This window comes from Runella defluvii, assembly GCF_014195535.1.
Classification (GTDB): domain Bacteria; phylum Bacteroidota; class Bacteroidia; order Cytophagales; family Spirosomataceae; genus Runella; species Runella defluvii.
The window spans coordinates 235,298-247,147 of sequence record NZ_JACIBY010000004.1; the positions used below are offsets into that span (position 1 = coordinate 235,298).

Consider the following 11,850-nt stretch of genomic DNA (forward strand, 5'->3'; position numbering starts at 1 on the left):
TGTTGGAACATGATTAAAACTTCACCCCCGAAAACTTGCCGTTGTTTCGTCGCCAAATGGAGTTGTCGTTGGCGTTGATTTCACCGTCTAAGTTGAAGTCGCTGAGTTTGTAGAGCCCAAATTTGCCGTTTTCGTTGAGCCAAATTGAAGCATCGTTGGCATTCACTTCGGCAAAAGACGTTTTATAGGAATCGGCAGCAAAAAGACAGAAAACACTGCCAACTTGCAACTGCCCCGACGCGGGAAGCCCCGCAGGCACGTACGATTGGCGTTTGGTGAAGTCATAGCTAATTGTATTGTTTACGACGGCTACAGCATCGTGCGATACCGCGCCGATGTGGTTGCGGTGTTCGATGGCCACAAACAATGTTTGGGTAGGATTAACGACGGGACAAGCCCCCGTGGTTTGTACAGTACCGTCTTTAAAAAGCAGCCCCGAGGTCTTAAAGATAGTCGAACTTGCTTCTTCGGGCGACGTCCGTAGCGAAACCAATACCCAGTCAACGACATCAGGGGAATAGATTTCAGAGCCTTCGCTGCCAGGATAATTCCAAGGTGCATTTTTGTAGGGCTGACCAGCTGCGGTTTTGGTTGCCAAGGCATCCTTAGGCGTTTGCCCTGGCAATAATCCAAGTTGGTTGAGCTTGGTGTGCATGGTGGTTCCATTCATGGCACCTTCCAACAATACTTTGGTTTCGATACAAGCCGTTACTTGAGACGGCGGGCTTACCAGTACCGTAATCAACGAGCGGTCGCTTTCGCAGCCGTTTACGGTTTGGGTTACATAATAAGATGTACTTCCTATGGAGGTCGTAGAAGGGGTGGGAGCCGTCAAATTGCCCGTTCCACCAGTGGATGAACTGTACCATTTTAAGGAGCTACCAGTGGCACTCAGGGATGAGGGTGCTTGTCCTTGGGTATAACTGACCGAACCAGAAACCGTAGGCGGAGCAGGTTTGGCTTTGATGGTGACGGGTATCATGGCACGGCTACTTTCGCACGAATTAACGGTTTGACTGACGTAATACGCAACCGTGCGCGCTGTGGCCGACGAAGGGCTAGGGGCAGTACTACTGGCCGTTCCGCCTACTGCAATGTCGTACCATTTTAGGTTTGAGCCAGTGGCGCTAAGTGGGTTGGTTGCATCGCCCTGACAATAGCTTGGTGGATTAACCACCTCTGGAAGGCTAGGTTTACTGCGAATGGTCACCATCACTTGCGTACGGTTGCTTTCGCATCCGCTGATGGTTTGTGAAACAAAATAGCTCAAAATGTTGGGACTTGCAGTGGAAGGTGTAGGAGCCGTAGTGCTGCTTTCACCTCCCGTTGAAGAAGTGTACCACAACAAATCATTTCCAACCGCCGTGAGAGGTGATGCCGTTTGGCCTTGACAATACTCAACGTTAGACGCGCTAGGAGCAGTGGTTTTGGTGCCTACATTGACCTTGATTTCGGCGCGATTACTCTCGCAACCATTGAGGGTTTGGCTGACAAAATAAGAATTTGTTCCAACAGTACTTGTCGATGGAATGGGAGCCCCTGAGGAGCCAGTACCTCCTGTGGCTACAGTGTACCACAACAAGGCCGTTCCGCTCGCCGAAAGTTGCAGTGCCGTCTGGCCTTGGCAGTAATTGAGACTGGCTACCGTGTGCGGAATATCTGGTCGGTTTTTGACATTTACGTTGATTTGAGTACGACTGCTTTCGCAGCCATTCACGGTTTGGGAAACAAAATAGCTGGTCAACGTAGCGGCGGAAGTTGAAGGGGTAGGGGCATTGGTTACGCCTGTTCCTCCAAAAGGTGCCGTGTACCATTTTAGGTTTGAGCCATTGGCCGTAAGGGCTGATGCCGTTTGGCCTTGGCAGTATTCGATGGACGTGGTAGCCGTAGGTGCTGTGGCTTGGCTCGCCACTATTACGTCGATTTGCGCCCGTGTACTTTCACAATTATTGATGGTTTGGGTAACGTAGTACGACGTTGTGCCCGCGCTGCTCGTTGCTGGGGTAGGAGCGGAGGTGTTGCCAGTGCCGCCCGTTGCTTGGGTGTACCATTTTAGGCTTACGCCACCTGCGGAAAGGGCAGAAGCGGTTTGCCCAATACAATAATTGACAGGTGAACTCACGGTTGGTTTTGTCACCGAGGCACAATCGGCGGGTTCGTTGGCCAAGGCACCCACGCGTGGAATGTTGGCATCGAGCCAGCTGAGGCGTTGTTCTGTCCAGTTTTTAAACCAATCAATTTCTTCTTGGTAGGTATTTCCCCAGTAGTAATTGGGCCAAATCCATTCTCCCAACAGTGGCCAACGCTGAAAATTACGCACTTGAGACTCGCCAAGGAGCGCCACGTTTTGGTTCACAAAGCTGCTAATGTTGCTGTTGGTCCATTGATTTTGTCGAAGTTGCTGCCAGCGTTCACGGACTTTGAGGCAAAACTCACGGTCTTGAAGCAAACGTGCCCACCAAGTAGGAGTTTGCTTATCGTCTTGGGGACAAAACTCTCGCACAAAATCATACGCCCAGTGATTGGTTTCCCAGCCTTTGCAATAATTAGCGTTGCCGTATGAGTGGTCATAATCCCAAGCTGGCCCCATCTTAATTTTAGAATCGCGGCTATCGCGGTCTTTGTAGAAAAAAACACTTAGGCGGTAAGCATCAATGTTGTAGGTGAGTTCGGTAAGCAAAAAATAATCTACAAAGGTATTGACGTCAATGTACTTGGCATATCCATTGGTCGGGTCTTTAAAATTGGGGCCGTTGAGGGTATGCTCAAAATTGGTAAAGTGGTTTTTGATGTATTCAAATTGCGCGGTGGTAATATCATCTTTCTTGGGGTATTCAAGCATGATGTTGATTTCCATCAGGTTGTTGGCAGGATAAGGCGATTTCCAGTAAGCGTCGGCACTGCCCGTATTTTTATCTACTTTCAGGATGTAGCCTCCCGTAAGGGCATCGCCTGAATTATCAGCGGGTTTGAGTGAGGCAATGTTGACCCGATTCGCATCCCGTTTTATTTTTTCCATCAATATATAAACGCCTTTATAATCGCCATCAATCACCAACTCAACAAACTTGGTACGCGTAGCATACATCCCCATTTGGTTCGACAAGTGGTACGTCAGTACGTCGCGCATGAGGGTTTTGTCGGTGTAGCTGGCATTCAGAATCCAGTCGCTTTCTTTGGGCATTCCCAACAAAGAGACCTTGAGGTCGTCGCCTGTTTCGGTACGGGTTTCAAAACCGTAGGGTTTTTTGGGAAAAAATTGGGAAGATGAGCCACGGTGCTCAATCCCTACCGTTCCGTTGAAATTATTGAAAGGGTCGGGTTGGTTATTATTGGCAGGGTTTCGGTAATAATTTCGATTCCCTGGCCCATTGTCAATAATGCCCATTTTGACGTTTACCTTGGGGTTATCGGCAATCGTTTGCCCTTCGGTCGAAACAACAATAATGGGGAGATTGGAAGATGTAAATGTTTGACCAAAGATATTGGAAAATGAGCCAATTATCAGAAAAAGTATTCCAAATGTGTAGAATTTAGGCATGGTCGCTGAGTGATCTGATTTGCTATTTTAGCTCTTGAACAAAAACCGTACCACTTTCGCGTTTTAGAATTTTGTACCTTTGCAAAAAAGATGGAAAGTACGTTCCATCGACCTATATGTATGGAATCGAAAAGACAACAAAAAGTGGCGCGTCAAATCCAAAAAGATTTGAGCGATATATTTCAAAAAGAAGGCCGTTCGTGGTTTGACAATGCCTTTATTACAGTGACCGTCGTGCGTATGTCGCCTGATTTGAGTGTTGCAAGGGTGTATTTGAGTTTTTTGGCTGCCAAAAACAAAGGATTATTGCTCGAACAAATCCAAGAACGCCACAAATCCATTCGTCAGCTGTTAGGAACGAAAATTCGCCACCAACTTCGCATTGTACCTGAGTTACACTATTACCTGGATGACACTGCCGAGTATGCTGCCAAGATGGACTCACTCTTTGCGGGACTGACTATTCCACCGCCTGTTGATGGCGAAACACCTGACAACGAATAATATACTATTTGTGTTGGCCGCTCTTCACTGACCACTAACCGCTGTTTTGTTTTTTAACCCAACCAAAAAATGACTTTAGAAGACATCCGTCGAGAAATTGATGCCATTGATGATCAATTACTTATTCTCCTCAATCAACGAATGCAGTGGGTGCATAAGGTAGGAGAATTAAAACGAGCTACTAAGACGGTGATTTATCGCCCCGAACGCGAAAAATCAATTTTGGATAGGCTTAACAAACAAAACAAAGGGATGCTGACGCCCGAGGCAATCGAGGCGATTTATCTGGAGATTTTTGCCACGGCTAGAAATATTGAATTGCCCGAACGAATTGCCTATTTGGGACCCGAAGGAAGCTTTACCCACCAAGCGGCCGAAAGTCGTTTTGGTGGAATGAGTGAGTACATGACCCTTCCAACGATTAAATCGGTGTTTGAGGCTGTGGATACAGGGCGGGCAAAGTTTGGGGTAATTCCCATCGAAAATAACCAAGAAGGGATTGTGTATGAGACGGTTGATTTGCTCAATGAAACCAATATTAGTATAGCTGCTGAGCTCAAAATTCCTGTGCATTTTGCCCTTGCCACAGAATGCGAAAATCCTTCTAAAATCAAGCGTATTTACTCAAAAGACATTGCTTTTCGCCAGTGTCGTGGGTTTTTAAACAAGTATTTTGAACAAACGCAGCCCGAAGAAATTCAGGTAGAATCGACATCGAAAGCGGCTAAATTGGCTTCCGAAGACCCCGAAAGCGCGGCTATTTGCTCCGTGATTGCGGCACGTTTGTTTAGTTTACCTGTACTTTTTGATAACATCGAAGATAACAGTAACAACCGCACTCGCTTTTTTATTTTGGCCAAAGATTTTATCAATCAGCCGAGTGAAAATGATAAAACGACAATCATTGCACGTTTGCCTGATACCGAGAAACCTGGGGTGTTGGCGGGCTTTCTTCAAGATTTTAAACGAGCGAATATCAACTTAACCAAAATCGAAAGCCGCCCCTACAAAGGAAGCGAGGATTTTAATTTTTGGTTTTTTATTGAATTAGAAGGGTATTTCAAGGACGAGAATGTACAGAAAGTGTTTAAAAAACACCGCAGTTATATCAAATTACTTGGTAGCTACGTTAAGAACACGTAAAAAATAGCGACAATGGATATTTCGTGGCAAGAGTTTGAAAAAGTGGAACTTCGCGCAGGAACAATTGTGCAGGTGGAAGACTTTCAAAAAGCGCGGAAACCAGCCTACAAAATTTGGGTTGATTTAGGAGTCGAAATCGGGACAAAGCGCAGTTCGGCGCAGGTAACGAAGCTTTATTCAAAAGAAGAACTGCTAGGTCGCCAAGTGATTTGTGTGACCAACTTTCCCCCAAAACAAGTGGCCGATTTTATGTCGGAAGTACTCGTGACGGGATTTGTGCTGCCCGATGGCGAAGTGGTGCTGTCTCAGCCCGAGCGCCCCGTCCCCAATGGAGCCCGTTTGGCCTAATTCAAGAACGAAAAAGGTGAAAAAAGTTTGCTTGTATCTGTGGTTAAGCGTAGCAAGTTGGGGGGCAGCCTTGGCGCAGTCAACCTACCCGATTGTTCCCAAACCAGCGCATTTAGTGCCTAAAAATGGCCATTTTATTTTCCCCAAAACTTTGCTGATTGCCGTCACTAGCACCGACCCGCACTTGCGCCACTTCGCAGAAGAGTTTGCGCAAACCATTGGGCTGGTGTCGGGGCATGATACGCGCGTGTTTGCGGGCAATTTTCGCGTCAAAGAAGGCATCAATCTTGTACCAGGCAAAGACCTGAAATTAGGCCATAAAGGCTACTTTTTGGATATTTCACCCCAGCGTATCGTCATTACAGCCGAGCAGCCGCAAGGATTTGCTGCGGGTATCCACGCCCTGAAGCAACTCATGCCACAGGCCATTATGGGTGCCCAGCGCGTACAAGGAGTTGACTGGAAAATACCCTGTTGTTACATCGAAGACCAACCTTAATTTAACCCAAAATAACGCGTGCTTTTGCACCTAACTGCCATGCTACAAAAACAGCCATTTGTCACCTGTTTTCGCCTTTCAAAGTCGTTGCTTTTTTTACCCGTAGTTTGTTTTTTAGTATTAACGGGGTGTCAGCCATCCACCACCACGCAGCCCAAAGCACCTACTGAATCGTATAAACACACGAACATGGATATTCAGAGTGAAAAACATAGATCGACGGTTCACGTTCCCATCGAATTGTCGATTGCCGAACTGACGCGCCACCTCAATACACAAGTGCAAGGTTTGATTTATGAAGATAACGACCGCCAAGAAGGGTTTAAAATAAAAGTGTGGAAACGGGCGCTCATCGTAGCGGAAGCCCGTGATTCGCTATTGTACTATACTGTTCCGCTGAAAATTTGGGGAGAAAAATCGTACCAAGTTTTAGGAATTACGGGTGCACAAGCGACCGAATTTCAAATCAATCTCAAATTTATGACGCGTTTTGGCGTTGACCCCGACTGGAAAGTACGTTCTCAGACGGTATCTGCGGGGTTTGATTGGGTAACCAAGCCGAGTATCAAAGTGGCTAACATCGAAATCCCAATTACGGGCATCATCAGCCGTAAAATTTCCGAAAACCTTGAGACATTTTCCAAGGCCATTGATAAAAACATCCAAGAGAGCATCGAAGTAAAACCATACGTAGTGCAGGCATGGAACCTCATCAGAGAGCCGCGCCAATTGTCGGAAGAATACCGTACTTGGCTGGTTGTTACTCCGACGGACATTTTAATGACACCGTTTCAAGTTGATAAAGGAAAAATTAGCACAAGTATCGGCATCAGGGGCTTTACCCAAACCCTTACGGGGGAAAAGCCAACCATCAAACCTGCGACCGAAATTCCTAATTTGATGATTGTGAAAGATATTCCCAAAGGCTTTCAGATTGGGTTAATTGGGGTGGTTCCTTACGAGGAAGCGTCGAAGCTGGCAGCCACGCAATTTGTAGGAAAACGGTTTGATTTTAAAGAAGGAAAATACAAAATTGAGGTGACGAGTGTTGATATTTATGGTCAGAACGATAAGCTGATTATCAAATCGGGGGTGAAAGGAAGTATCAATGGCGTCATTTATTTAAAAGGGATTCCGCATTATGATGCAGCGTCACGAACGTTATCGTTAAAAAATGTTGATTATGATTTAGACACCAAGAATGTGTTATTGAAAACGGCCAACTGGCTCTTACAAGGAAAATTTGCCAAACAGATAGAACAGCAGTTTGTGTTTTCGGTAGGTGATCAGGTGGATGAAGCGCAAAAAGCTATTCGCCAACAGCTTACCAATCGGAAAGTGGCCAAAGGAGTTGCATTTGGAGGGCGATTAGACCGTCTCGACCCTGATCAAGTCTATCTAACACCGACCTCTTTGGTGGCATTAATTGTGGCAAAAGGACAGATTGATGTCAAAATAGACGGCTTATTGTAGGGTAAAAAGCGCCCCTATTCATGGTATTTACGATTTTTTTCTTTTTATTTGATTTTTAAAGAGGCGAACTCTTTATAGCTTTGTACCCGATAGCGTTATCGAGGCCGTCTTATCGTTCTGCTCTCGCTTAGGTTGAAAGCAGGAAGGAAAGTCCGGACAGCGCAGAGTACCGTACTTCCTAACGGGAAGGCAAATAGTTGGCGACGGCTATTTGACAGCAAGTGCAACAGAAAATAAACTACCGTTTCTGAATAAGAAATGGAAAAGGTGAAAAGGTGGAGTAAAAGCCCACCGCTCGGCTGGCGACAGACGGGGCACGGTAAACCTTACGGGCTGAAAGACCAAATAAGTGTCGATTTTAGAGCTACTCGTTCTAATTCTCTTCGGAGGTGTCGGCATGGGTAGGTTGATAGATTTCAACGGCAACGTTGAAGCCAGATAAATGATAAGATTGTCAAGTTAAATTGATAAACAGAATCCGGCTTATAGGCCCGATTACGCTATTAAAAAAAAAGTTTTGTAATACTATTTTGCAGTAAACAACACTCATTGCCCATGAAAAAAATTAATTTACTGTCCACTCTATTTTTGTTATCGTTGGCTGTAGCAAAGACCAATGCGCAGTCGCCTAGCCCTAAAAGCGCGGGCTACGAAGGTCCAAACAAGTTAAATACATGGGCACTTACAATTACCCCGGCTCTTACCCAATTTTATGGGGATCTTCGTCAGTATGATTTTAAACTCGGCCCCGAAGAACATTTGACGGGTGGCCTTGGGCTTGCACTCCACAAGCAAGTAACGCCTATTTTTGGCGCTAGTCTCAATTTTTGGACTGGCAACCTGAATGGTTCAAAAGAGCGTATTTACAATGCCCATTTTGAAAGCAAAGGGTTTTTACAAACCACAATCAACGCCCACGCAAACCTCAAGCCGATTTTGTTTGGATACAATAAGCTGAAACGCTGGAAGTGGGATGTGTATGCTGGGTATGGCTACATGTGGTTCAACTCGCGGGTGTATCGCTTAGGTACTGGCAAATCCGTTGAATTGATTCGTACCAATACCAACCGAAGCTCTAAAACAGCAGGTGAGTGGGAACGCGACGGTTCGACTTATACCCGTGAAATTGTTTTCCCAATCGGTTCGGCCATTCATTTTGAAGCATCTCCTCGAATCGACATTGGGTTAGACTTTACCCTCAATCACGTAAATACGGAGAAATTAGACGTAACTTACGGTGGCGGTGGTTCAGAACAATATCCTCGTCAAGATATTTGGTTGTTTAGAAAAGGCGACTCAAAATTAGACAAGTGGGGAAGCGTTGGCCTCTCTCTAACGTATAAAATAGGCAAGAATGCTGTGATGGCGAAAAAAGATGCCAAAGGAAACTGGGTGCATGACCCTGCCAAAGGCCGCTACCACTTGCGCTACACCAACCCATTGGATTTGATTGCGCCGCCGTATAATCCTACCATGAACGACGCGGACTCGATTGCTAAAGCAAATATGCCTAAGCCAGTTGATCCACGCTTGTTTACCGATACAGATGGTGATGGTGTCGCTGACTTGTTTGATAAAGAACCGAATACACCAGCCAACAGCATCGTGTCTGGAGGTGGGGTTGCGATGGATTTGGAAAAATACGTGAAAGACATCATTGCGAAAAATTTGCCTAAAGAAGAGTGCGAAGCGATGTTTGGTAATATTGAGTTTGATACTGATAAAGCCATCATCAAAGACCCTTCTCAGCAAATCTTGAAGCAAGTGATTGACCTCTTGAACGTGCGTCCAAACTGCCGCGCGGTGATTGTAGGCCATACCGATGCCCGTGCGTCTGATAATTATAACTTCCAGTTGTCGAAGCGTCGGGTGGAAGCTGCTAAACGTTATTTGATTCGTAACGGTATGCAAGACCCAAGCCGCGTATTGGTAGAATACTACGGAGAGTTACGCCCAGTGTCAGATAATAAGTCAGTGGAAGGAATGAGCCGTAACCGTCGGGTAGAGATTCGTATTTTGCCAATGAACTCCATTCGTTCTTCTTATCCTGCAGGTTTCCGTACGGGTAAAAAGAAAGATCAAGAGCCTGGTAAAGTAGCCAAAGAGCCTAGAAAGAAGAAATAATCGGTAACGATTCTTATAAAAATAACGGATGGGCATTGCTTTTGAAGCAATGCCCATTTTGTTTTTTAAGGAAAATCGCATACTTTTGCGCCCACGTTACACACGAAGGACGTGTTCCTTCATATAGTAAACTGAACAAAAACAATGGTAAGAATTCGTTTAGCGCGTCGCGGACGCAAAAAAGGAGCAATGTACGACATCGTCGTAGCAGATGCTAAAGCACCACGTGATGGTCGTTTCATTGAAAAATTGGGTACGTACAACCCAATTGCTAACCCTGCAAAAGTTGTTTTGAACGTTGATAAGGCGGTAAAATGGCTTTTAAACGGTGCTCAACCTACAGATACAACTCGCGCGCTTTTGAGCCACGAAGGTGTAATGTTGCGTAAGCACTTGCAAGTAGGGGTAAGAAAAGGGGCAATCACTCAAGAAGTTGCTGATGCTCGTTTTGAAGCTTGGAAACAAGAAAAAGCTTCACGTAATGATGCCAAATCTGACGGCTTGACTCAAAAACAAGCAGACGAGAAATTGGCAAAACTAGATGCAGAACGCAAAGTGAATGAAGCACGTGCGGCCGCTATTGCAAAGAAAAACGCAGTGGCAGTAGCAGAAGTTGAGGCAGCAGCCGAAGAGGCAGCCCCAGCCGAAGGAGCAGCTGAATAATTTTCTCTTTTTACAAATGGTATGGGTCTATTCGTTTAGCCCCATACCATTTTTTGTTTTTTAGACATCATGCAGCACAACGATTGTTTTCAACTAGGGCACGTCACTCGTACCCATGGGACGAAGGGGGAGGTGGTTATCTTCTTAGACGTTGACTTTCCTGACGACTACGAGCAGATGGAGTCTGTCTTTGTCGAAATAAAAGGACAGTTAATTCCTTACTTTATCCAACAAATCAACATTCAACGGGGAAATAAAGCCATCGTGAAGTTTGAAGATATTCATTCCATCGAACAGGCTACTCCGCTGATTAATTGCCCACTATTCTTGCCAGAAGATACCCTTGATGAGCTGGATGGGTCGAAGTTTTACTACCACGAAATTGTTGGTTTTAGAATTATAGACGCTACTTTGGGCGCCTTAGGCTTGGTGACAACTGTCTATACCATGGCTACCCAAGACCTGATTGCGATGGAGTATCAGGGACAAGAAGTGCTCATTCCCGTCAATGATGACATTATCAAAGGCGTAAATCGCCAAGAAAAAGTGATGAATGTGAGCCTTCCCGAGGGTTTGGTGGATGTTTATACCGAAGGAACGAACGCCGTCGCTGATGACGATGATAGTGAAATAGAAGATTAGTCGCCTACTAAAAGTTGTAAGAAATATACCTATGCGCATTGACATCATCACTTGTTTGCCTCGTTTGTTAGACAGTTTTTTTGAACACTCTATTTTGAAACGTGCCCAAGAGGGTGGGCATGTAGAGGTGGTTGTGCACGACCTGCGTGACTATAGTCTTAACAAACAACGCCAAGTGGATGATTATGCGTTTGGAGGTGGCGCTGGAATGGTGCTCACCATCGAGCCCATTGCGCGCTGTATTCGAAAACTTCAGAGCGAACGCACCTACGATGAGGTGATTTACGTAACGCCAGATGGCGAGCGCCTCAACCAAAAAACATCAAACCGACTGTCGCTTACCGAAAATCTAATCATTCTTTGTGGGCACTACAAAGGGGTAGATGAGCGGGTGAGAACGCATTTTATTACCAAAGAAATTAGCATTGGAGATTATGTACTGTCGGGTGGCGAGTTGGCTGCCTGTGTCATTGCTGATTCAATTATTCGCCTTATTCCAGGGGTTTTAAACGACGAAACCTCCGCCCTTACCGATTCTTTTCAAGATAATTTATTGGCGCCCCCTGTTTATACGCGCCCTGCCGATTTTGAAGGCTGGAAAGTTCCCGACATTCTACTTTCGGGCCACGAAGCCAAAATCTCTGATTGGCGCTTTCAGCAATCGTTGGAACGCACTCAAGCGCGGCGCCCCGACCTTCTGCCTTAAATAAATGGCACAAAATTTGTGGACTGTACCTGTACATTCTATTTTGATACTTATACTTTTGGTGAAAATAAAGTATAATATATAACTTCTTGTATTTGAGGGTGTTGCCTCTGTCTTTCTCTTTTTGGTATAGTTTTTGTCCTAAAAATAGGGACGTTAAAGTGGTATAATGCCACCTGAAAGAAAACCATTTTTTTAGAAAAATTT

General features: G+C 45.4%; 10 protein-coding genes and 1 other RNA gene. 10 read left to right on the forward strand and 1 reads right to left on the reverse strand.

Annotated elements, in window-relative coordinates:
• Window positions 1-13 precede the first annotated feature (13 nt).
• The gene (locus tag FHS57_RS11315; RefSeq protein WP_183973607.1) at window positions 14-3,541 is read right to left on the reverse strand and encodes a CotH kinase family protein; all 3,528 of its coding nucleotides are present in this window, start codon (window positions 3,539-3,541) and stop codon (window positions 14-16) included.
• A gap of 120 nt (window positions 3,542-3,661) precedes the next feature.
• Between FHS57_RS11315 and rbfA the strand changes: the two genes are divergently transcribed.
• From rbfA to trmD, 10 genes are all read left to right on the forward strand, one after another.
• The gene (gene rbfA, locus FHS57_RS11320) at window positions 3,662-4,045 is read left to right on the forward strand and encodes a 30S ribosome-binding factor RbfA (protein WP_183973609.1); all 384 of its coding nucleotides are present in this window, start codon (window positions 3,662-3,664) and stop codon (window positions 4,043-4,045) included.
• A 69-nt stretch (window positions 4,046-4,114) separates the two neighbouring features.
• Complete coding sequence (pheA, locus tag FHS57_RS11325; protein WP_183973611.1) at window positions 4,115-5,188, forward strand: prephenate dehydratase; 1,074 nt, start codon at window positions 4,115-4,117, stop codon at window positions 5,186-5,188.
• Window positions 5,189-5,200: 12 nt separating this feature from the next.
• On the forward strand, window positions 5,201-5,536 hold the full coding sequence (locus FHS57_RS11330; RefSeq protein WP_183973613.1) for a tRNA-binding protein: 336 nt from the start codon (window positions 5,201-5,203) through the stop codon (window positions 5,534-5,536).
• Between the two features lie 16 nt (window positions 5,537-5,552).
• Window positions 5,553-6,035 (forward strand): glycoside hydrolase family 20 zincin-like fold domain-containing protein, encoded by a 483-nt coding sequence (locus tag FHS57_RS11335; RefSeq protein ID WP_028525285.1) that lies wholly within the window; start codon window positions 5,553-5,555, stop codon window positions 6,033-6,035.
• 189 nt (window positions 6,036-6,224) lie between these two features.
• On the forward strand, window positions 6,225-7,508 hold the full coding sequence (locus tag FHS57_RS11340) for a DUF4403 family protein (RefSeq protein WP_229601319.1): 1,284 nt from the start codon (window positions 6,225-6,227) through the stop codon (window positions 7,506-7,508).
• 95 nt (window positions 7,509-7,603) lie between these two features.
• Window positions 7,604-8,010: RNase P RNA component class A (gene rnpB, locus FHS57_RS11345), an RNA gene on the forward strand.
• Window positions 8,011-8,063: 53 nt separating this feature from the next.
• Window positions 8,064-9,632, forward strand: a complete 1,569-nt coding sequence (locus tag FHS57_RS32275) for an OmpA family protein (RefSeq protein WP_183973617.1) — start codon at window positions 8,064-8,066, stop codon at window positions 9,630-9,632.
• 144 nt (window positions 9,633-9,776) lie between these two features.
• Complete coding sequence (locus FHS57_RS11355) at window positions 9,777-10,295, forward strand: 30S ribosomal protein S16 (RefSeq protein WP_183973619.1); 519 nt, start codon at window positions 9,777-9,779, stop codon at window positions 10,293-10,295.
• A gap of 69 nt (window positions 10,296-10,364) precedes the next feature.
• On the forward strand, window positions 10,365-10,937 hold the full coding sequence (gene rimM / locus FHS57_RS11360; protein WP_183973621.1) for a ribosome maturation factor RimM: 573 nt from the start codon (window positions 10,365-10,367) through the stop codon (window positions 10,935-10,937).
• Window positions 10,938-10,968: 31 nt separating this feature from the next.
• Window positions 10,969-11,643 (forward strand): tRNA (guanosine(37)-N1)-methyltransferase TrmD, encoded by a 675-nt coding sequence (gene trmD, locus FHS57_RS11365; RefSeq protein WP_122931745.1) that lies wholly within the window; start codon window positions 10,969-10,971, stop codon window positions 11,641-11,643.
• The last annotated feature ends 207 nt before the right edge of the window (window positions 11,644-11,850 follow it).